This is a genomic window from Couchioplanes caeruleus (assembly GCF_003751945.1).
Classification (GTDB): domain Bacteria; phylum Actinomycetota; class Actinomycetes; order Mycobacteriales; family Micromonosporaceae; genus Actinoplanes; species Actinoplanes caeruleus.
This window is the reverse complement of sequence record NZ_RJKL01000001.1, coordinates 766,106-787,006: the sequence shown is the minus strand read 5'-3', so window position 1 is coordinate 787,006 and position 20,901 is coordinate 766,106. Positions and strand designations below refer to the sequence as shown.

The following is a 20,901-nucleotide window of genomic DNA, read 5'->3' as shown; positions in this document are numbered from 1 at the left end:
TCGCTGTCGTGGCCTCCCGACAGGATCTCCTTCTCGACGCCGCGATCCAGGTACTCGGCAGCCAGGGAATCCGACAGCTCACCCACCGGGCGGTCGACGCAGCAGCCGGCGTGCCGTCCGGATCGACGTCCAACCACTTCCGGACGCGCGACGCCTTGCTGGCCGCCGTCGTGGAACGGTTCGTCGCACGCGAGCGTCACGGCTGGGAAGCGATCGCCCACCTGGTGCAGCCGCGGACACCGGCGGAACTAGCGGCAGCCCTGGCGGCGTTCGTACGCCGGGCCACCGGGCCGGACCGCGTCATGACGATCGCCCGCTACACCCTGTTCGTCGAAGGCGCGTTGCGCCCAGCACTACGCCGGCAGCTCGCCGAGACGGCGACCGCCATCCGCCGGTGGGGTGCCGAATGGCTGGCTGCGCTCGGCGCGACCGAGCCGGAAGGAGCGTGTCAGCTCCTGCTCGACCAACTCGACGGCATCATGCTGCACGAGCTGGTGGCACCCGGTACCACGCGCGACGTAGAACGACGACTCACCGAACTGATCGCCGCCATTCTGCCGGAACGACCGACGCAAGCCACATGACGCAAGCGAGACAGGCGCAAGGCCCACCTCCAGGCTGTTTCACAGGCCTGGTTGCCGGCTGAGATCACAGCCGGGATGTCCGGCGCGCCGAAGCGTACGGGCGGCAATGTGTACGGGAAAGCTGCACGGGGACGGTGGTAGCGACACGCTGCTCGCCTGGCCCCGTCACACCGACTGGATCTGACGGTTGTTGCCAGAACGGCAAGATAGTTTGTGATCCTCATCAGCAATGCGGACGCTATTGGGCACAAGGTCGCCCCAGCACGGGAAGGAAGCCGCCTGATGAGTGAACACAGCCACCAGCCCACCGAGGAAGAAGTGGCTCGCATGTTCGAGCCGGAGGGCTGGGAGGAGCGGTATTCCGGCGAGGAGAAGGTCTGGAGCGGAGACCCCAACCCGCAGCTCGTCGCCGAGGCCGCCCGGCTCACCCCGGGCACCGCGCTCGACGTCGGCTGCGGCGAGGGCGGTGACGTGATCTGGCTGGCCCGCCAGGGCTGGACGGTGACCGGCGCCGACTTCTCCGCCAACGGCCTGGCCCGCGCCGCCCGGCACGCCGAGCAGGCCGGAGTGGCCGACCGCACCGACTGGTGGCAGATCGACGCGCGGGCCTTCGAGCCGGGCGGACGCTCCTTCGACCTGGTCACCAGCCACTTCCTGCATCCACCGGACGGCCGGATGGTGGAGGTGACCCGCCGCCTGGCCGGCGCCGTCGCGCCCGGCGGGCACCTGCTCGTCGTCGGCCATGCGCCGTCCGAGGTGTTCGCCCACCTCAGCGCCGCCCAGCACAAGGCGATGTTCCTCGCCGAGGAGCTGCTGCCCGGCCTGCCGGAGGACTTCAAGGTCCTCGTGGCCGAGCAGCGCCCGCGGACGATCACCCGCGGCGAGAGGACGATGGACGTGGAGGACGCCACGCTTCTCGCCCGCCGCCGGCCCTAAGACGGCGCTCCCGGACCGCCCTCACGATGTGTTTCGACGATGCTCGAAAGTCTCCGTCCCGGCGACCGTCCGGCGTCGAGGCTGACGGGAGTCGATACAGAGGGGTTGGTCAATGTGAATCGCAAGGGCTCACTCAAGCTGGCCGCGGGCGCCGTCGCCGCGCTCCTCGTGGCGTCCCTCGCCGTGGCGACGCCCGCCGCGGCGGCACCGAGCGCGGAGAAGGTCACCCACGTCTCCAGCCTCGCCGACTACATGCGGGCACGTGCCGCCGGCACCGCGGCCGACGTCGTGACGCTGGTGTACGGCTCCGTGCACAGCCGCGGCCCCAACGGACAGGAAAGCCACGTCCTCGACGTCAAGAACTGGGGAACCGCGGACCGCTCCGTCGTGCATCTGTGGGAGTACCGGACCTCCGGCAACGTCGACAACCAGCGGTGGGACCTCCTCGACGCCGGAACCTCGGGCGGTGACCCGCTCGTCGCGCTGTCCGACCGCAACTCGACGAACAAGTGCCTCGACGAGTCACGCGACCACCAGGCGGGCAACGGCACCGCCGTGTACATCTACGAATGCCACTTCGCGGCGAACCAGTTGTGGCGTCTGCAGCCGCATCCGCTCGGCGGGGGCTACGTCTGGATCAGGAACCTCTACGACGGGCGGTGCCTGGACGTGAGGCAATACAACTACACCAACGGCGCGACCATCCAGGTCTGGGACTGCCACGGCAACTGGAACCAGGCCTGGGCCTGACCGCGGTCAGGACCCCGGCGCACCCGGCAGCACGAGTTCGGCAAGCCGGCCGACGTGCCGGCCGGGTGCGCCGAAGAGCTGGGCCGAGGCGTACGCGCGGCGTACGTACAGATGGGCGTCGTGTTCCCAGGTGATGGCGATGCCCCCGTGCATCTGGACCATCTCGGCGGCGATCGCCTGCAGGGACTCCGTGCAGGTGACCTTGGCGACCGCGGCCAGCAGCGGGGCGTCGGCGGCGGCGGACACCAGGGCGTCGGCGGCGGCCGCGGACGCCGAGCGGGCGGCCTCCAGCCGGACGTGGGCCTCGGCCAGCCGGTGTTGCAGGGCCTGGAAGGTGCCGATCGGGCGACCGAACTGCTCCCGGACCTGCACGTACTCGACGGTGGCCGCGAGCGCCTGTGAGGCGACGCCGGCCTGTTCGGCGCTCAGCGCCACGCAGGCCACATCCCGCAGTTCCTCGAGGGAGGGACCGACGCCCAGGCGGCGGGCGGGCGCGTCATCCAGCCGGAGCACCCCCAGCCGGCGGGTCGGGTCCAGCGGGACCGTCGCGTGGCGGGCGACGCCGGGAGCCGTCGCGTCCACCTCGTACAGTGCCGTGCCGGTCCCGGCGCGGGCCGGGACCAGCAGGGTGTCGGCGGACGCCAGGTCGAGGACGTGGGGCACCTCGCCGGTGAGCCGGCCGGCCGCCGTGGCGGTGCAGGGCAGGTCGTCCGGATCCCCGCCCCACGCGAGGGTGGCGAGGTCGTCGCCGGCGCAGATGCCGGGCAGCAGACGTACGCAGGCGTCCGTGTCGCCGGAGCGCAGCAGTGCCTGTGTGGCCAGGACGGCGCAGCCGAGCATGGGGCCCGGCGTGAGCGTGCGGCCCAGCTCGTCGAGCACGATCAGGGACTCGCGCAGGGTGGCGCCCTCGCCGCCGTACGCCTCGGGCACGGCCAGGCCGGCGACGCCGATCTCCTTGCACAGCCGGGCCCAGAGGCCGGTGTCGTAGCCGGCCGGCGTGTCGATCGCCGCCCGCGTCGAGGATCCGGCCAGCAGGCCGCGCAGGGCGTCGCGCAGCGCCTTCCGTTCCGCGGTCAGGTCCATGGTCACCTCGTCAGCTCCGCCATCACCCGCGCCCGGTGCTGCGCCGCCGTGCCCCATGTCAGCGTCAGCACCCGGACCTTCGTCAGCCACCGGCCCAGCCCGTGCTCGCGGGTGTAGCCGATGGCGCCGTGCACCTGCAGCGCCGCGCGGGCGGCCTGGTGCGCGGCGCTGCCGCAGGCCACCTTCGCCGCCGAGACGTCCCTGGCGGCTGTGTCCGCGCTGCCGACCGTCACTGCGGCCGCGTGCAGCAGCGGGCGGGCGAACTCCAGCGCGACCGCCACCTCGGCGAGCTTGTGCTGGACCGCCTGGAACCGGCCGATCGGGCGGCCGAACTGGACCCGGGTCCGGGCGTGCGCCACGGCGGCCTCGAGCAGCGCGCACCCGGCGCCCAGCAGTTGCGCGGCGGCGGCGAGCACGCCCAGGTCGAGGGCGCGGGCCACCGCCGCGGCCGCGTCGGGTCCCGTGGCGAGAACGCCGCCGGGGGACACCTCGAACAGCCGCCGGGTGTAGTCCATCGAGGCGTGCGCCGCCCCGGTCCGGGCCAGCCGGACGGCGTCGTCCCCGGCGAGCAGGACCAGGTCGGCGGCGTGCGCGTCGGTCGCGTACGGCAGCCAGGGCGGCGCGGCGAGCGCGGCGACCACCCGCCCGGCGGCCAGCTCGGGCAGCCATTTGTCGCACAGCCGGTCGTCACCGAGGGCGAGGAGCAGGGCCGGGACGGCAGCCAGGGTCTCGGCCACCGGTCCGGGCACCGCGTGGTGGCCCAGCTCCTCGGCGGCGATGACGAGGTCGGCCGCCCCGGCGTCCGTGCCGCCCCAGCGTTCCGGCACGGCGAGCCCGGCGACCCCGGCGTCGGCCAGCCGCGACCAGACGGCCCGGCCCGGCGCGGCGTCGCCCTGCGCCCAGCGCTCCGCCACTGCGGGCACGTCGGCGGCGCTGAGCAGGTCGTGCAGGACCGCCGCGAACCGGTCCTGCTCCGCCGTGGGCACCAGCCTCATCGCGCCACCTCGCGGGGCAGGCCCAGCATCCGTTCCGCGACGATGCCGCGGTGGACCTCGTTGGTCCCCGCGTAGATCGGGCCGGCCAGCGCGAACAGATAGCCGTCGGTCCAGGCGGCGTCCGTCTCGGCGCGCGCGCCGAGCACGTCGAGGGCGGTCTCGTGCAGGGCCACGTCCAACTCGGACCAGAACAGCTTGGTGGCGCTGGCGGCGAACGGCCCCGCGGGCGCGTCCAGCGCGGCGAAGGTGTGCATGCGGTACGCCTGCGCGCCGATCCACGCGTCCACCACCCGGTTCCGCGTCGCCGCGTCGCGCCCGTCGCCGGAGCGCCAGAGCGCCACGAGCCGCTCGGCGGCCGCCAGGAACCGGCCCGGACTGCGCAGCGTCTGCCCGCGTTCGTGGCCGGCCGTGCTCATCGCCACCCGCCAGCCGTCGCCGGGCTCGCCGATCACGTCGGAGTCCGGCACGAACACGTCGTCCAGGAAGATCTCCGCGAAGCCGGGGTCGCCGTCGAGCTGGCGGATCGGGCGTACGGTCACGCCGGGCGCGCGCAGGTCGAACATCACACAGGTGAGGCCGCGATGGCGCGACGCCTGCGGGTCGGTGCGGAACAGCCCGAACGCGCGGTCCGCCACGGCCGCCCGCGAGCTCCACGTCTTCTGCCCGGACAGCAGCCAGCCGCCGTCCGTACGCCGGCCGCGGGAGCGGATCGCGGCCAGGTCGCTGCCCGCCTCCGGCTCGGACCAGGCCTGCGCCCACACCTCATCGGCGCGGACCATCGGGGGCAGGATCCGGTCGCGCTGCGCGGGTGTGCCGTGCCGCAACAGCGTCGGGGCGAGCAGGAACAGGCCGTTCTGGCCGATGCGGGCCGGTGCCCCGGCGGCGTGGTACTCCTCCTCGAACAGCAGCGCGTGCAGCGGCGGGACCGCCCGCCCGCCGTACTCGAGAGGCCAGGACACGACGGCGAGGCCGGCGTCGGCGAGCCGGCGCTCCCAGGCCCGGTGGGCGGCGTCGCCCTGCGGCGTGTCCACGCTGGGCAGCCGGCCGGCGGGGACGTTCGCCGCGAGCCAGTCGCGGACCTCGTCCCGGAAGGCGCACGCGGCCGCGTCGAGGTCGAGGTTCACGGTGCGGCCCGCTTCATCGCCGCCGGATCGAGCCCGGCGAGCGGGTCCTTGCTGACCTCGACGTTGTGGGCGTGCGCGACGTGGTGCAGTCCGAAGACGGAGTCCATCCCCGCGCGCATGCCCATCTCGTCCTCGCACTGGTTCACCGCGCGCTTGGCCAGGGCCAGCCCGAACGCCGGCATCTCGGCGATCCGGGCGGCCAGGGCGAAGGTCGCCGGCTCCAGCTCGGCGCGGGGCACGACGCGGTTCACCATGCCGATTTCGTACGCCCGCCGCGCATCGAACCGGTCGCCGGTGAACAACACCTCGCGGGCGAACCGGGGTCCGAGCACCCACGGGTGGGCGAAGTACTCGACGCCGGGAATGCCCATCCGCAGCACCGGATCGGCGAAGAACGCGTCCTCGGCCGCCACGATCAGGTCGCAGACCCAGGCCAGCATGAGGCCGCCGGCGACGCAGGCGCCCTGCACCATGGCGACGGCCGGCTTGGGCATCTCCCGCCACCGCCGGCACATGCCGAGGTAGACCTCCAGCTCCCGGGAGTAGCGCCGGTCGGCGCCGGCCTTGCCGGTGTGGTCCCACCAGAGCGCCGCCCGCCGGGGGAACGACGTGTCGGCGTCGCGCTCCGGGGTGCCGATGTCGTGCCCGGCCGAGAAGTGGTCGCCGGCGCCGGCCAGCACGATCACCGCGACGTCGTCGTCGTCCACGGCCCGGGTGAACGCCGCGTCGAGGGCGTACGTCACCGCCGAGTTCTGCGCGTTGCGGTAGCGGGGACGGTTCACGGTGACCAGGGCGACCCGCTCGCGGCGCTCGTACAGGACGACTTCAGTCATCGTTTCCTCCCGGAGTGGATACAGTCATCCGTTCTCCTCCCGGAGCAGATACTTGAGGACCTTGCCCGAGGCGTTGCGGGGCAGCTCGGCGCGCAGCTCGACCGCGCGCGGCACCTTGTAGGCCGCGAGCCGGCCCCGGCAGAACTCGATCACCTGATCGCCGGTGAGCTCGTACCCCGGCCGCGGGATGACGTAGGCCTTGCCGACCTCGCCGAGGCGCGGATCGGCCACCCCGACGACCGCGGAGTCGGCGACCCCGGGCAGGTCGGCCAGGGCCCGCTCCACCTCGGCCGGGTAGACGTTGAAGCCGCCGCAGATGAACATGTCCTTGAGCCGGTCGGTGATGCTCAGGTAGCCGCGCTCGTCCAGCCGGCCGATGTCGCCGGTGTGCAGCCAGCCGTCGGCGTCGATCGCCGCGGCGGTGGCGTCCTTGTCGTCGAGGTAGCCGAGCATGACGTTCGGGCCGCGCAGCAGCACCTCGCCGGTGGGCTCGCCGATCGCGACCTCGAAACCGGCGGCGGCCCGGCCGCAGGTGTACGCCACGGTCCGGTCGTCGTCGCCCGGCCGGCACATCGTGGCCACCACCGCCTCGGTCAACCCGTACGCCGTCAGCACGGTCCGCACGCCCAGCTCCGCGCGCATGCGCGCGATCAGCGCGGGCGGCACCGTGGCCGCCCCGGTCACCGCGAGGCGCAGCGAGGACAGGTCGTGCCGAGACCGCTCGGGATGGTCGAGCAGGCTGATGTAGAGGGTGGGCGGTCCGGGAAGCACGGTGATGCGCTCGGCGGCGATCAGCGCCATGGCAGACCCTGCGTCGAAGACCGCCTGAGGCACCACTGTGGCGCCGCTGACCAGGCAGGCGAGCAGGCCGGCCTTGAGCCCGAAGCTGTGGAAGAACGGGTTGACGACCAGGTAGCGGTCGTCCGGGACGAGCCCGCCGATGCCGGCCCACGCGGCGGCCACGTCCAGCGACTGCCGGTGCGCGCTCATCGCGCCCTTGCTGCGTCCGGTGGTGCCCGAGGTGAAGAGGATGTCGCTCACGTCGCCCGGCGTGACGGCGTCGGCGCGGGCATCGGCCGCCCGTGGCGGCACGTCGGCGGCGCGGCTGAGGAAGTCCGGCCACTCGAGCACATAGGGCTCGGGTGGGACCGGAACGTCGGTGGGCGTCCGGACGACGAGGTGGGGCAGGGGCAGACCGGCGTGGCCGGCGGCGGCCTGCAGCGCGGCGAGCCGGTCTTCGCCGAGGAACGGGCCGGTGACGACCAGGCCGCGGGCGTCGCTGCGGTGCATCACGTCCAGCGCCTCGACGGCGGTGAACCGGGTGTTCACCGGCACGAGGGTGGCGCCGGCGTAGCTCGCGCCCAGCGCGGCCAGCACCCAGTGGGAGGTGTTCGGTGCCCAGACGGCGAGCCTGTCGCCCGGGCGCAGGCCCTCGGCGATCAGCGCGCGGGCCATGATGCGCACCTGGGTCAGCAGCTCCGCGAAGCTCAACCGTTCCCCGCCCGGCTCCACCAGGGCCGGTGCCGGCCCGAAGGAGCGGGCCGCGCTCACCACGGCCGCCGGGATGGTCGGTTCCACGGTGACCTCCCGCGCGACGACGTAGCGTACCAAGCAAGTGCTTGGTAGGGTGACTTTACCCGCGGCCCGGGAGGTGGCGCCAGTGGACGGTGACGAGGAGTTCCGGCGCGAGGTCCGGGACTGGCTCGCGGCAAACGTGACGGACGAGCTGCGCGGCGTGGGCGGCCCGGGCCGGGAGAACGAGGCCTATCGGCAGCGTCTCGCCTTCACCCGCCGCCTGGCCGCGGCGGGGTGGACCACGCTCGCCTGGCCGGTGGCGCACGGCGGCCGCGGTGCGTCGCTCGGGCGGCAGATCATCTTCCACGAGGAGTACGCCCGGTCCGGCGCGCCGTCCCGCGTCGACCACATCGGCACCACCATGGTCGGGCCGACCCTCATGGCGCTGGGGACCGAGCGGCAGCGCCACCGGTTCCTGCCCGGTATCGCCGCGGTCGACGAGCTGTGGTGCCAGGGCTACTCCGAGCCGGGCGCCGGCTCCGACCTGGCCGGCGTCACCACCCGCGCCCGCCTCCACGGCGACCACTGGGTGATCACCGGGCAGAAGGTGTGGACCTCGCTCGCGCAGGTGGCCGACTGGTGCTTCATGCTGGCCCGCACCGAGCCGGTCCCCGACGGTGGCCCGCGGCACGCCGGGCTGTCCTATCTGCTGGTGCCGATGCGCGCGCCCGGCATCACGGTGCGCCCGATCCGGCAGCTCACCGGCGACAGCGAGTTCAACGAGGTCTTCTTCGACGACGCCCGCGCCGACCGCGACCTCGTGGTCGGCGAGCCCGGGCAGGGCTGGAGGGTGGCGATGGCCACGCTGGGCTTCGAGCGGGGCGCCGCCACGGTCGGTCAGCAGATCGGATTCCAGCAGGACCTGGAGGAGCTGATCGAGCTGGCCCGGCGCACCGGCGCGATCGCCGACCCGATGCTGCGCGAGCGGCTCACCCGGGCCTGGATCGACCTGTCCGTGCTGCGCTCACACACCCGGCGCGCCCTGAGCGAGCCGGCCTCGACCGGGACCGCCTCGGTGATCAAGCTGCTCTGGTCGCGGTGGCGGCAGGGCCTCGGCGAGCTCGCCATGGCGGTGCTCGGGCCGGCCGGCGCCGCGGCCGGCCCCGGCGACCGCGACGTCGAGCGCTGGTGGCGGCTCTTCCTCTTCAGCCGGGCGGACACGATCTACGGCGGCTCCAACGAGATCCAGCGCGGCATCGTGGCCGAACGGGTGCTCGGGCTGCCCCGCCAGAACCGCCGATGACGGCGCCGGCCGGACACGGCCTGCTGGCCGGCAAGGCGGTGGTGGTCACGGCGGCCGCCGGCACCGGGATCGGCTCCGCCGTCGCCCGGCGGTGCCTCGACGAGGGCGCCCGGGTGGTGCTCAGCGACAGCCACCGGCGCCGGCTCGGCGAGGCCCAGGAAGACCTGGCCGCAGCGTATCCGGGCCGGGTGTGGTCCGTGCCCTGCGACGTCACCGACGAGGCGGACGTCCAGGCGCTGGTCGGCGCCGCGACCGTCCACTGCGGGCGGATCGACGTCATGGTGAACAACGCCGGGCTGGGCGGCACCCGGCCGGTGACCGAGATGACCGACGACGAGTGGCGGCGGGTCCTGGACGTCACGCTGACCGGCACCTTCCGCTGCACCCGGGCGGCGCTGCGGCAGATGATCGCGCAGGGCGGCGGCGGTGCGGTGGTCAACAACGCCTCGGTGCTGGGCTGGCGCGCCCAGGCCGGGCAGGCGCACTACGCCGCCGCCAAGGCCGGGGTGATGGCGTTCACCCGGTGCGCCGCGATGGACGTGGCCGGACACGGCATCCGGGTCAACGCGGTGGCGCCGAGCCTGGCGACACACCCGTTCCTGGCGAAGGTGATCGCCGAGCAGGAGTTGGCCGGCCTCGCGCTGCGGGAGGCCTTCGGTCGGGCCGCCCAACCGTGGGAAGTGGCGACCGTGGTGGCGTTCCTGGCCAGCGACTACGCCTCGTACCTCACCGGAGAGGTGATCTCGGTCAGCAGCCAGCACCCGTGAGTGCCGGCGACCCCGCGGGCGCGGTGGTCCGACGGTCGGTCAAGATTGCCGGGTGCTGATGTCCGTCGGGAGATTCGCTCCCCGGATGCGCCGTAGGACGGGCACTCAGATCCGTTCGAGGATGCTCGCGGTGGCCATCGCGCCGCCTGCGCACATCGTGACGAGGGCGGTGCCTTGCCCGGTGCGTTCCAGCTCGTGCAGCGCGGTGACGAGTAGCCGGGATCCGGTGCTGCCGACCGGGTGGCCCAGCGCGATCGCGCCGCCGTTGACGTTGACCCGGTCCGGGTCCGCGCGGTGCACGCCCAGCCAGGACAGCACCACGCTGGCGAACGCCTCGTTCACCTCGCACCGGTCGACGTCGTCGATCTTCATGCCCGTACGCGCCAGCACCCGCTCGGTGGCCGCGATCGGACCGTCCAGATGGTAGTAGGGCTCGGCGCCGACCAGGCACTGGGCGAGGATCCGGGCACGCGGCCGCAGGCCCAGCTTCTGCGCCCGGTCGGCGTCCATGAGCAGCAGGGCCGCGGCGCCGTCGGAGATCTGCGAGGCGGTGCCGGCCGTGTGCAGGCCGCCGTCGAGGACGGGGCGCAGGCCGGCCAGGCCCGCCGCGGTCGTCTCGCGCAGGCCCTGGTCCCGCTCGACGGTGCGGATCTCGCCGGTGGGCCGGCCGTCGGCGTCGAGCACCGGAGCGTCGACCGGCGTCACCTCGGCCGCGAAGCGCCCCTCGTCCCAGGCCCGGGCGGCGTGCCGCTGCGAGCGTACGCCGAAGCGGTCGAGGTCGGCGCGGGTCAGTCCGCGCCGGGCCGCGATGCGGTCCGCGGCCACGTACTGATTGGGCAGGTCGATGTGCCACGACTCGGGCCGGGGGAGTCCGGCGTCTGTGCCGAGGTTGGCGCGCAACGGGACCCGGCTCATCGACTCGACCCCGCACGCCATGCCGACCTCGATGGCGTCGGCGGCGATGAGCCCGGCGACGAGGTGGGCGGCGTGCTGCGCCGATCCGCACTGCGCGTCGACGGTCAGGCACCCGGTGGCGTACGGCAGCCCGGCGTGCAGCCAGGCGGTGCGGGTGATGTTGTTGGACTGCTCCCCGCCCTGCGTGACGCAGCCGCCGGCGACCTGCTCGACCAGGGCCGGGTCGAGGCCGGTGCGGGCGAGGACCGCGCGTTGCGCCGCGCCGAGCAGCTCGGCGGCGTGCAGCCCGGCCAGCCAGCCCCCGCGGCGGCCGATCGGCGTACGGACCGCGCCGACGATCACCGGTACGCCCACGACGGCCTCCCTGGCTCTAGAACGTGTTCTAACGACACCGCATCAGAGGTATACCACAGCGGACCTCGACGTGTTTCAATCGGGTGGAACCTGTTTCTCCGAGGAGGAGCCGTGGCCACGCCCCGCATCCCCGAGGGTTTCGACCTCACCGATCCCCAGATCTACATCGACGGCATACCGCACGCCGAGTTCGCCGAGCTGCGGCGCACCGCGCCGGTGTGGTGGATCCCGCAGGTGCGCGGCAGCGCCGGTTTCGACGACGAGGGCTACTGGGCGGTGACCCGGCACGCCGACGTGATGACCGTGTCACGCGACAGCGACACGTTCTCCAGCTGGGAGAACACGGCCATCGTCCGATTCCAGGCGGATCTGCCCCGGGACCGGATCGACATGCAGCGGCTGGTGCTGCTCAACATGGACCCGCCGCAGCACACGAAGCAGCGTGCCATCGTCGCGCGCGGCTTCACCCCCCGCGCCATCAACGGCCTGCGCTCCGCGTTGGCCGCCCGCGCGGAGCGGATCGTGCGCGAGGCGTCCGGCGCGGACGGCGGCGACTTCGTCACCGAGGTCGCCTGTGAACTGCCGCTGCAGGCCATCGCCGAGCTGATCGGCGTGCCGCAGGACGACCGCCGGCAGGTCTTCGACTGGTCGAACGCGATGATCGGGTACGACGACCCGGAGTACAGCGGCGGCGCCGACGCCATGGAGCCGGCGATGGAGCTGCTCGGCTACTCCATGAAGATGGCCGAGGAGCGCCAGACCTGCCCGCGCGACGACATCGTCACCACGCTGGTGAAGGCGGAGATCGACGGCGAGCACCTGTCCGCGGACGAGTTCGGCTTCTTCGTACTGCTGCTGGCGGTCGCCGGCAACGAGACCACTCGCAACGCGATCTCGCACGGGATCCTGGCCCTGCTCGAGCACCCCGAGCAGTGGGAGCTGTTCAAGGCCGAGCGGCCGCGGACCGCCGTGGACGAGATCGTCCGTTGGGGCACCCCGGTGAACGTCTTCCAGCGCACCGCGGTGCGGGACACCGAGCTGGGCGACCGGCAGATCAAGGCCGGCCAGCGGCTGGCGCTCTTCTACGGCTCGGCGAACTTCGACGAGGAGGTCTTTGACCACCCGGAGCGTTTCGACATCATGCGCAGCCCCAACCCGCATCTCGGCTTCGGCGGCAGCGGTGCGCACTTCTGCCTGGGCGCCAACCTGGCCCGTCTGGAGATCGACCTGATCTTCAACGCGATCGCCGACCACATGCCGGACATCAGCCTGGCCGGCCCGCCGCAGCGGCTGCGCTCCGGCTGGCTCAACAGCATCAAGCACCTGCCGGTCCGCTACCGCTGACCGGCGGGCCGGTCCGGCTCCGCCGCGACCACCCAGAGCGAGAAGAACTGCGAGCCTCCACCGTACGCATGCCCGACCGCGGTGCGCGCGCCGGCGACCTGGTGCCCGCCGGCCCGGCCCATCACCTGCATGGCCGCCTCGGCGAAGCGCAGCAGCCCGGAGGCGCCGATCGGGTTGGAGCACAGCACGCCGCCGGACGGGTTGACCGGCAGCCGCCCGCCGATCCGCGTCTCGCCGGCCTCGGTGAGCTTCCAGCCGTGCCCGGGCCCGGCGAAGCCGAGGTTCTCCAGCCACATCGGCTCGAACCAGGAGAACGGCACGTACAGCTCGGCGACGTCCACCTCGTCCAGCGGATCGGCGATGCCCGCCGCGTCCCAGAGAGCCCGGGCCGCCTCGGCGCCGGCGCGCGGGTGCACGTGGTCCTTGCCGGCGAAGAAGGTCGGCTCGGTGCGCATCGCGGTCGCCCGGATCCACGCCACCTGACGGTCGCTCGCCTCGGCCGCCGCCTGGTCGCCGAGGACGACGGCGCAGGCGCCGTCCGAGGAGGGGCAGGTCTCGTCGTAGCGGATCGGGTCCCACAGCATCGCCGAGGACCGCACCGACTCCAGCGTGATGTCCGGCTGCCGCAGATGCGCGTACGGGTTGAGCGCCCCGTTGCGCCGATCCTTGACCGCCACCAGCGCCCCGATGTGCTCCGGCGCCGAGCACCGCCGGATGTAGGCGCGGATGTGCGGCGCGAAGTAGCCGCCGGCCCCGGCGCCGATCGGCGCGCTGAACGGCGGCTGGATCGACAGCGCCCACATGGCGTTGGACTCCGACTGCTTCTCGAACGCGACCACGAGCACCCGCCGGTGCACCCCGGCGCGGATCAGGCTGGTCGCCACGTTGGCGGTGGCGCCGCCGACCGAGCCGGCCGTGTGCACGCGCAGCAGCGGGCGCCCGGCGGCGCCGATCGCCTCGGCGAGGAACAGCTCGGGCATCATCACGCCCTCGAACAGATCCGGCGCCTTGCCCAGCACGACCGCGTCGATCTGCGACCAGTCGGTGGCGGCGTCCTCCAGGGCCCGGTCGATGGCCTCCCGGCACAGTCCGGCCATCGACACGTCGGTGCGCCGGGTGCGGTGGTGCGTCTGCCCGGTGCCCAGTACGGCCGCCCGTCTCATCGTCCCGCCTCCAGCACGCAGACCAGATTCTGTTGCAGCGCCGGGCCGCTGGTGGCGTGCGCGGCCACCCGCCCGGCCTGTCCGGACATGACCAGCGTGGCCGCGGCCCCGATCCGGTTCAGGCCGGCCGAGAACATCGGGTTGCCGCACAGCGCACCGCCGGACGGGTTGATGCGTACGCCGTCGCCGAGCCCGAGCGCCGTACGCAGCAGCAACTCCTGATGGGTGAAGGGAGCGTGCAGCTCGGCCGCGTCGAGGTCGGCGGGCAGCTCCGCGGCGGCGGCCGCGGCGGTCGCCGAGGGTACGGCGGTCAGGTCACGTTCGCCGAGTGTCTGAGGATCGATCCGGTGCGCCGCGCCGGTGATCCAGGCCGGCCGCTCGTGCTGCCGGCGGGCGCGGTCGTCCGCGGCCAGGACCAGCGCCGCGGCGCCGTCGCCGACGGGTGCGCAGTCGTGCACGCGCAGCGGGTCGGCGAGATACGGCTCGGCGAGCAGGCGCTCGGCCGTGGTCTCCCCGGCCACCTGGGCGTACGGGTTGGTGGCCGCGTCGGCCCGGCTGCGCACCGCCACCTCGGCCATGTCCCGTTCGCTGAGGATCCCGGCGTCGAGGGCGAGGCGTGCCTGCAGCGCGGCGATGCTCACCGAGTCGGGCCACAGCGGCGCGGTCGCGTACGGGTCGAGCTGCAGCGCCAGCACCCGCCGCAGCCGGCCGGCCGAGGACTTGCCGAAGCCGTAGACCAGCGCGGTCTCCGCCTCGCCCGCGAGGATCTTGACGTACGCCTCGTAGAAGGCCCAGGCCGCGTCCATCTCCACGTGCGACTCGCAGATCGGTGGAAAGGCCCCGATGGCGTCGACGGCGTTGACGAACGAGAACGCCCGCCCGGCCAGGTAGTCGGAGGAACCCGAGCACCAGAAGTCCACCTCCCGCCGGTGCAGCCCGGCGCCGGCCAGCGCGTCCCGCAGGACCGGCACGAGCGTCTCGACGCCGCTGGTCGTGCCGGCCTCGCTCAGGCACGGTGACTGGGCGAACCCGATAACGGCGACGCGGCGGTTCACAAGTGGTCCGCGTAGGACTCGTAGGGCGCGTCGGGCTCGCCGGCCGGCGCGAAGTGCGCGATGTTCTCCGGCGTGGTGGACCAGCGCTCGGGCTCGCGCCAGACCGCGGCGACCCGCATGCCCATCCGGACCTCCTCGGCCGGGCAGCCGACGATGAGGTGGGGCAGCGGGATGTCGGCGCCGTCCAGCAGCACCTGCGCGACCACGTACGGCGGGTCCAGCCGCTGACCGGCGAACGGGACGTTGACCACGCAGAACGTGGTGACCGTGCCCCGGTCGGCCACCGCCACCTCCTCGTCCGGCGGCACGCCGTCGGCGGGGCAGACCCGCGGCGGGACGTAGACCTTGCGGCAGACCGGGCAGCGCTGGCCGAGCAGCCGTCCCTCGGCCAGCGCCCGCAGATACCGGCTCTCCTCGGCCGAGGTGGTGTGCCGGTAGTGCAGCCGGATCGGGGTGGTCATGGTGGTTACCGGGGTGGAGGCCGCGGCGGCGGGGGAGGCGGAGAACGGCGTGTCACCGGGTTCGAAGCACGCGATGTCGCGGATGTGGCCGACCGGCTCGGCGGCCCAGCGGATCCGCACCCGCATCCCGGTCCGCATCCGGCCGGGATCGCCCGCGTCCACGGCGTGCAGCAGGGCCGTGTCCGCGCCGTCGAGCCGGATCAGCGCCCAGCCGAACGGGAGGTCCAGCGGCTGCCCCTCCAGCGGTCGGCTCATCCAGCTCCAGCTCACCACGGTGCCGGTGGGACTCACCTCCACCAGGTCGGTCACCGGGGCGTGGGTGAGCGGATCGTATTCCAGCGGGGGGACGTGGACGCGCCCGTCCGAGGTTCGGCCGCCGTACACGCGGCGGTCGCGCAGGCCGGTCATGAATCGGCCGAGGACCGGGCCGAGCGAGCGGGTGTAGTCGAAGGCGATGTCCATCGGGGCGGACAGCGGCGGCGCCTGCGCGATATCCACGAGCGCAGTGAAACATGTTTCCGTACATGAGGGCAAGGTCGTTCGGCAGCACGCTTCCCATCGATAGAACGCGTTATAGGATCGCGTCATGACGGACATCGGCCTGTGGGCCATCGCGGAGCAGTCGGCGCGGCGCGCCGCCATCGTCGACGCCGACGGGCGGACCGTGACCTACGGCGAACTGGCCGGGGAGGCCGACCGGATCGGGCGCGGACTGCGCGACCTCGGCCTGGAGCCCGGTGACACGGTGGCGGTCCTGCTGCCCAATGGCGCCGACATGCTTGCCGCCTTCTTCGCCGCCTTCCAGACGGGCCTCTACCTCGTGCCGGTGAACTGGCACCTCACCGCTCCCGAGATCGCCTACATCCTCCGCGACAGCGGCGCGCGGATCTTCGTCGCCCATGAGCGGTTCTCCGCCGCGGCGGCCGCGGCGGCGGACGAAGCACAGATAGCGTCCGGTGGCCGCCTCGCGGTGGGGGAGATCCCCGGCTTCCGCCCGCTCGCCGCGCTCGGCGCCGGCGGGTCGGGCCGTCCACGGTCGCGGACGGCCGGCGCCCTGATGGTCTACACCTCGGGCACCTCGGGCCGGCCCAAGGGGGTGCGCCGGCCGCTCACCGGCGCCGACCCGGACGACGTGCCGGAGGCCTCGACGCGGTTCTTCGACCTGTTCGGCCTGGGCCCGTTCGGTGATCATGTGCATCTCTGCGGCTCGCCGCTCTACCACACGGCCGTCATGAACTTCGCCGTCATCTCGATCCTGCTCGGGCACACCGTGGTGGTGATGGACCGGTGGGACTCGCACGAGGCGCTGCGCCTCATCGAGCGGCACCGGGTCACCCACAGCCACATGGTGCCGACCCAGTTCGCCCGCCTGCTCGCGCTGCCCGGCAAGGTGCGCACGGCGTACGACCTGTCCTCGATGCGGGCGGTGATCCACGGTGCCGCGCCCTGTCCGCAGCACGTCAAGCGGGAGATGCTGGACTGGTGGGGACCCGTGGTCGTGGAGTACTACGCGGCCTCGGAGGGCGGCGGCACCCTGATCGCCGCCGACGAGTGGCGCGAGCGGCCCGGCTCGGTGGGCCGCCCCTGGCCCGGTTCGCTGATCCGGGTGCTGGACGCCGACGGCGACGACGTGCCGGTCGGCGAGCCGGGACAGGTCTACATGCAGATGGGCGACGCGAGGTTCGAGTATCTCGGCGATGCCGAGAAGACCCGCGAGTCCTGGCGCGGCGCCATGTTCACGGTCGGCGACATCGGCTACCTGGACGACGAGGGCTACCTGTACCTGTGCGACCGCAAGAGCGACGTGATCATCTCGGGCGGCGTGAACGTGTATCCCGCCGAGATCGAGGGTGAGCTGGCCGGTCACCCCGCGGTCGCCGACGTCGCGGTGTTCGGCGTTCCGCACGAGGAGTGGGGCGAGGAGATCAAGGCGGTGGTGCAGCCGGAGCCGGGCGTGCCGGCCGGGGACGAGCTGACCGCCGAGCTGCTGGCGTACCTGTCCGGCCGGGTCGCCGGCTTCAAGCTGCCGCGCAGCATCGACTACGTCGACCAGCTCCCGCGCGACCCCAACGGCAAGCTTTACAAGCGACTGCTGCGGGATCCGTACTGGGCCGGGCGGGAGCGCGCGATCTGATCAGTGGCCCTGGAAGAGGGGGGTGCGCTTCTCGGCGAATGCGCGGGGGCCCTCCTTGGCGTCCGCGCTCGTGAAGACCGCGGCGCCGAGGCGGGATTCCACGGCGAAGGCGTCGTTCTCCGGCATCCCCTCGGTCTCTCGCATGGTGCGCAGGATGGCCTGGACCGCAAGCGGGCCGTTCGCGGCGATCCTCTCCGCCAGCTCGAGCGCCTTGGCCAGCGCCTGCCCGTCCGGCACGACGTGCCCGATCAGCCCGATGCGCCGGGCCTCCTCCGCGCTCAGGTGCCGGCCGGTGAGCAGCAGTTCGGCCGCGATCGTGTACGGCAACTGCCGCGGCAATCGAACCGCCGAGCCGCCCAGCGGGAAGAGCCCCCAGCACGCCTCGGAGACGCCGAACCGGGCGCTCGCGCCGGCCACCCGGACGTCGGTGGCCTGCAGGATCTCGGTGCCTCCGGCGACGGCCGGTCCCTCCACGGCGGCCACCAGCGGCTTGGTCAGCCGGCGCCCCTTGAGCAGCGCGTCGATCCGGGACAGGTCGGTGCCGCCGGAGCGGAAGCCGTCGCCGGGGTGGTCGCGGGTCATCGCCTTCAGGTCGGCGCCGGCGCAGAAGGCGCCGCCGGCGCCGGTGAGCACGCAGACGCGGATCTCCGGATCCTCGTCCACCCGGTCCCAGGCGTCGCGCATGATGGCGAGCATCTGCGCGGACAGCGCGTTGCGGGCCCGCGGCCGGTTCATCGTCACGATGAGGACGGGACCCCGCTGCTCGACGAGGGCGTGCGGTTCCCGGGTCTCGGCTTCCACGCCCGTCTCCTCCTCATCCTGATCCAAGGCTTGCCCGGCACAGTAACACGTTCTACTTTCGAGGGATGGCGGCCAATATTGCGGACCTCTTCGAGCACGCGGCGGACGCGTTCGGCACGCGCGTCGCCGTGGCCTGCGGCGACCAGACGGCGACCTATGCGGATCTGGAGGCGGATGCCAACCGCCTCGCGCATTTCCTCCAGTCGCGTGGGGTCGGCGCGGGCGACCACGTCGGCCTGTACGCGGGCAACTCGATCGAGGCCGTGACGGCCATGATCGCCGTGTACAAGCTGCGTGCCGCGGTCGTCAACATCAACTACCGGTATGTCGAGAACGAGTTGCAGTTCCTCTTCGCCGACGCCGACCTGACGGCCCTGATCCACGACCGCAAGTACGCGCCCCGGGTCGCCGCCGTGTTGCCCAGCGCGCCGGACCTGCACACCGTGGTGGCCCTGCCGGACGGCACGGACACCGACATCGCCGCGTACGGCGGGGTGACCTACGCCGCGGCACTGGGCGCCGGCGACCCCGTCCGTGACTTCGTGGAGCGCTCCGGCGAGGACCTCTACCTGCTCTACACCGGCGGCACCACCGGCTACCCGAAGGGCGTGATCTGGCGCCACGAGGACGTCTGGCGCGTCCTCGGCGGCGGGGTCGACTTCATGTCCGGCATCCCGCTGGAGGACGAATGGGCGCAGTCCCGGCGCGGCGTCGAGACGGGCGGGATGGTGCGGCTCTGCCTGGCCCCGCTGATCCACGGCAACGCTCAATGGGCGGCGCTCGCCGCCCTGTTCGGCGGGGACACCGTGGTGATGCTGGCGCACTTCGACGCCGACGACGCCTGGCGGGCGATCGAGCGGCACCGGGTCAACGTGGTGGTGCTCATCGGCGACGCGATGGCCCGTCCGATGATCGAGGCGTACCTGTCCGGAGGCTATGACGGCTCGTCGCTGTTCGCGATCTCGTCGAGCGCCGCGCTGTTCTCCCCGGTGGTCAAGCGGCAGTTCCTGGAGACGCTGCCGGACGTGCTGATCACCGACGCGGTCGGCTCGTCGGAGACCGGCTTCGCGGGCTTGGGCGTGGTTGCGGAGGTCGAGGGCGGCGCGGTGGACGGGCCCCGCTTCACGCCCGGTCCGAACACCATCGTCATCGACGAGCACGGCCGGCCCGCCGATCCCGGCGTGATCGGCCGCCTGGCCCGCGGTGGCTATCTGCCGCTCGGCTACCACAAGGATCCGGAGAAGAGCGCCGCGCTGCTGACCGAGGTGGACGGCGTGCGCTACGCCGTGCCGGGCGACCTGGCCCGGCTCGAGAAGGACGGCACCATCACGCTGCTCGGGCGCGGCAACACCTGCGTCAACACCGGCGGCGAGAAGGTCTTTCCGGAGGAGGTCGAGGGCGCGCTCAAGGCCCACCCCGACGTCTTCGACGCGCTCGTCATCGGCGTGAGCGACGAGCGGCTCGGGCAACGGGTGGCGGCGCTGGTGCAGCCGCGCCCCGGCCACCGGCCCGACCCGGCGGAGCTGGACGAGCACCTGCGCCGGCGGATCGCCGGATACAAGGTGCCCCGGGAGCTGTGGTGGGTGGACGAGATCACCCGCACGCTGAGCGGCAAGGCGGACTACCGGTGGGCGCACCGGTACGCCGAGAGCCACCGGGGCGAGGCCGTGAGCCATGCGGACTGACCTGTGCGACCTGCTCGGCGTCGCGTACCCGGTCCTCGCCTTCAGCCCCTCCGAGCACGTGGTGGCGGCCGTCAGCCGGGCCGGCGGCCTCGGCGTGCTGGGCTGCGTGCGCTTCAACGACCCCGCCGAGCTGGACGCCACCCTGTCGTGGCTGGACGCCGAGACGGCCGGCCACCCGTACGGCGTGGATGTGGTGATGCCCGGTCACGTCCCGGCCGAGGGCGCCCCGGCCGACCTGGAGCAGCTGATCCCACCGGGTCACCGCGACTTCGTGGAGCGGACCCTGCTGCGGCTCGGCGTGCCTCCGCTGTCCGTCGGGGAGCAGAGCCGTTCCGGCGTGCTCGGATGGCTGCACTCGGTGGCGCGCTCGCACGTCGAGGTGGCGCTGACCCACCCGGTGCGGCTGATCGCCAACGCCCTCGGCCCGCCACCGGCCGACGTCGTCGCCCGCGCGCACGAGCGCGGGCTGCTGGTCGCCGCGCTGGCCGGGCGGGCGGACCACGCCCGCAGCCACGTGGCCGGCGGCGTCGACCTCGTCGTGGCCCAGGGGTACGAGGCCGGCGGGCACACCGGCGAGATCGGCAGCATGGTGCTGGTGCCGGAGATCGTCGACGCGGTAGGGGAGCAGGTACCGGTCCTGGCCGCGGGTGGCATCGGCAGCGGCCGGCAGATCGCCGCCGCACTGGCCCTCGGTGCGAGCGGCGTGTGGACCGGCTCGGTCTGGCTCGGCACCGAGGAGTATCGCAGCCCACCCGCCCTGCGCGAGGCGCTGCTGCGGGCCGGCTCCGGCGACACGGTCCGCAGCCGGGTCTACTCGGGCAAGCCGGCCCGCCTGCTGCGCAACCGCTGGACCGACGCCTGGACCGAGCCCCAGGCGCCGGAGCCGCTGCCGATGCCGCTGCAGAACATGCTGGTCGCCGGCGCGCACTCCCGGCTCATGGCGGCCGGGGACCCGAGCGTCGTGCCGATGCCGGTGGGTCAGATCGTGGGCCGGATGAACCGGGTCCGGCCGGTCGCCGAGGTGCTGGCCGACCTGGTCGCCGAGGCGGACGAGACGCTGAACCGCCTGCGGAAACTCGGTTAGCCGGGGCGACCGGCC

The 20,901-nt window shown here is 73.3% G+C and carries 19 protein-coding genes; 9 read left to right on the top strand and 10 right to left on the bottom strand.

The window, feature by feature from the left end:
- Nucleotides 1-8: 8 nt before the first annotated feature.
- The 3 genes from EDD30_RS03735 to EDD30_RS03725 all read left to right on the top strand — a co-directional run bounded on the left by EDD30_RS03735 (nucleotide 9) and on the right by EDD30_RS03725 (nucleotide 2,270).
- Nucleotides 9-584 (top strand): TetR/AcrR family transcriptional regulator, encoded by a 576-nt coding sequence (locus EDD30_RS03735; RefSeq protein WP_071806726.1) that lies wholly within the window; start codon nucleotides 9-11, stop codon nucleotides 582-584.
- Nucleotides 585-866: 282 nt separating this feature from the next.
- A complete protein-coding gene (locus EDD30_RS03730; RefSeq protein WP_071806727.1) occupies nucleotides 867-1,520 on the top strand; it encodes a class I SAM-dependent methyltransferase in 654 nt (217 codons plus the stop codon).
- A gap of 114 nt (nucleotides 1,521-1,634) precedes the next feature.
- Nucleotides 1,635-2,270, top strand: a complete 636-nt coding sequence (locus tag EDD30_RS03725) for an RICIN domain-containing protein (RefSeq protein WP_170047401.1) — start codon at nucleotides 1,635-1,637, stop codon at nucleotides 2,268-2,270.
- A gap of 6 nt (nucleotides 2,271-2,276) precedes the next feature.
- On the opposite strand, the gene EDD30_RS03720 is transcribed toward EDD30_RS03725, so the two are convergent.
- The 5 genes from EDD30_RS03720 to EDD30_RS03700 are packed head-to-tail and all read right to left on the bottom strand — an operon-like array spanning nucleotide 2,277 to nucleotide 7,883.
- On the bottom strand, nucleotides 2,277-3,347 hold the full coding sequence (locus EDD30_RS03720) for an acyl-CoA dehydrogenase family protein (RefSeq protein WP_071806732.1): 1,071 nt from the start codon (nucleotides 3,345-3,347) through the stop codon (nucleotides 2,277-2,279).
- A gap of 8 nt (nucleotides 3,348-3,355) precedes the next feature.
- A complete protein-coding gene (locus EDD30_RS03715; RefSeq protein WP_123678051.1) occupies nucleotides 3,356-4,348 on the bottom strand; it encodes an acyl-CoA dehydrogenase family protein in 993 nt (330 codons plus the stop codon).
- The gene (locus EDD30_RS03710) at nucleotides 4,345-5,472 is read right to left on the bottom strand and encodes an acyl-CoA dehydrogenase family protein (RefSeq protein WP_123678050.1); all 1,128 of its coding nucleotides are present in this window, start codon (nucleotides 5,470-5,472) and stop codon (nucleotides 4,345-4,347) included. The genes EDD30_RS03715 and EDD30_RS03710 overlap by 4 nt, the downstream gene beginning before the upstream one ends.
- Nucleotides 5,469-6,305, bottom strand: a complete 837-nt coding sequence (locus tag EDD30_RS03705; RefSeq protein WP_071810340.1) for an enoyl-CoA hydratase — start codon at nucleotides 6,303-6,305, stop codon at nucleotides 5,469-5,471. The genes EDD30_RS03710 and EDD30_RS03705 overlap by 4 nt, the downstream gene beginning before the upstream one ends.
- A 24-nt stretch (nucleotides 6,306-6,329) precedes the next feature.
- The gene (locus EDD30_RS03700) at nucleotides 6,330-7,883 is read right to left on the bottom strand and encodes a FadD3 family acyl-CoA ligase (RefSeq protein ID WP_071810341.1); all 1,554 of its coding nucleotides are present in this window, start codon (nucleotides 7,881-7,883) and stop codon (nucleotides 6,330-6,332) included.
- 82 nt (nucleotides 7,884-7,965) lie between these two features.
- On the opposite strand from EDD30_RS03700, the gene EDD30_RS03695 reads away from it, so the two are divergent.
- Both EDD30_RS03695 and EDD30_RS03690 read left to right on the top strand, forming a co-directional pair.
- On the top strand, nucleotides 7,966-9,123 hold the full coding sequence (locus EDD30_RS03695) for an acyl-CoA dehydrogenase family protein (protein ID WP_394328337.1): 1,158 nt from the start codon (nucleotides 7,966-7,968) through the stop codon (nucleotides 9,121-9,123).
- On the top strand, nucleotides 9,120-9,890 hold the full coding sequence (locus tag EDD30_RS03690) for an SDR family oxidoreductase (RefSeq protein WP_123678049.1): 771 nt from the start codon (nucleotides 9,120-9,122) through the stop codon (nucleotides 9,888-9,890). Before EDD30_RS03695 ends, EDD30_RS03690 begins: the two co-directional genes overlap by 4 nt.
- A gap of 105 nt (nucleotides 9,891-9,995) precedes the next feature.
- Here the strand turns inward: EDD30_RS03690 and EDD30_RS03685 are convergent, their stop codons facing one another.
- Entirely contained in the window at nucleotides 9,996-11,159 is a 1,164-nt protein-coding gene (locus EDD30_RS03685) for a steroid 3-ketoacyl-CoA thiolase (RefSeq protein WP_123678048.1), read from the bottom strand.
- Between the two features lie 111 nt (nucleotides 11,160-11,270).
- Between EDD30_RS03685 and EDD30_RS03680 the strand changes: the two genes are divergently transcribed.
- On the top strand, nucleotides 11,271-12,503 hold the full coding sequence (locus EDD30_RS03680; protein ID WP_071806499.1) for a cytochrome P450: 1,233 nt from the start codon (nucleotides 11,271-11,273) through the stop codon (nucleotides 12,501-12,503).
- Here the strand turns inward: EDD30_RS03680 and EDD30_RS03675 are convergent.
- The 3 genes from EDD30_RS03675 to EDD30_RS03665 are packed head-to-tail and all read right to left on the bottom strand — an operon-like array spanning nucleotide 12,494 to nucleotide 15,680.
- Nucleotides 12,494-13,666: a thiolase domain-containing protein gene (locus tag EDD30_RS03675; RefSeq protein ID WP_071806497.1), complete on the bottom strand. Its 1,173-nt coding sequence runs from the start codon at nucleotides 13,664-13,666 to the stop codon at nucleotides 12,494-12,496. The two genes, EDD30_RS03680 and EDD30_RS03675, sit on opposite strands and share 10 nt — an antisense overlap.
- Nucleotides 13,663-14,721 carry a thiolase domain-containing protein gene (locus tag EDD30_RS03670; protein WP_071806496.1) on the bottom strand — a complete coding sequence of 353 codons (1,059 nt, stop codon included), beginning with the start codon at nucleotides 14,719-14,721 and terminating at the stop codon, nucleotides 13,663-13,665. Before EDD30_RS03670 ends, EDD30_RS03675 begins: the two co-directional genes overlap by 4 nt.
- Complete coding sequence (locus tag EDD30_RS03665) at nucleotides 14,718-15,680, bottom strand: Zn-ribbon domain-containing OB-fold protein (RefSeq protein WP_071806495.1); 963 nt, start codon at nucleotides 15,678-15,680, stop codon at nucleotides 14,718-14,720. Before EDD30_RS03665 ends, EDD30_RS03670 begins: the two co-directional genes overlap by 4 nt.
- 88 nt (nucleotides 15,681-15,768) lie before the next feature.
- Between EDD30_RS03665 and EDD30_RS03660 the strand changes: the two genes are divergently transcribed.
- Complete coding sequence (locus EDD30_RS03660) at nucleotides 15,769-17,316, top strand: acyl-CoA synthetase (protein WP_071806494.1); 1,548 nt, start codon at nucleotides 15,769-15,771, stop codon at nucleotides 17,314-17,316.
- On the opposite strand, the gene EDD30_RS03655 is transcribed toward EDD30_RS03660, so the two are convergent.
- On the bottom strand, nucleotides 17,317-18,117 hold the full coding sequence (locus EDD30_RS03655; protein WP_123678047.1) for a crotonase/enoyl-CoA hydratase family protein: 801 nt from the start codon (nucleotides 18,115-18,117) through the stop codon (nucleotides 17,317-17,319). It abuts the gene before it with no gap.
- 65 nt (nucleotides 18,118-18,182) lie between these two features.
- Here EDD30_RS03655 and EDD30_RS03650 point away from each other — a divergent pair, with 65 nt between their 5' ends.
- Both EDD30_RS03650 and EDD30_RS03645 read left to right on the top strand, forming a co-directional pair.
- Entirely contained in the window at nucleotides 18,183-19,802 is a 1,620-nt protein-coding gene (locus EDD30_RS03650) for an acyl-CoA synthetase (RefSeq protein WP_071806492.1), read from the top strand.
- The gene (locus EDD30_RS03645) at nucleotides 19,792-20,886 is read left to right on the top strand and encodes an NAD(P)H-dependent flavin oxidoreductase (protein WP_071806491.1); all 1,095 of its coding nucleotides are present in this window, start codon (nucleotides 19,792-19,794) and stop codon (nucleotides 20,884-20,886) included. Before EDD30_RS03650 ends, EDD30_RS03645 begins: the two co-directional genes overlap by 11 nt.
- The last annotated feature ends 15 nt before the right edge of the window (nucleotides 20,887-20,901 follow it).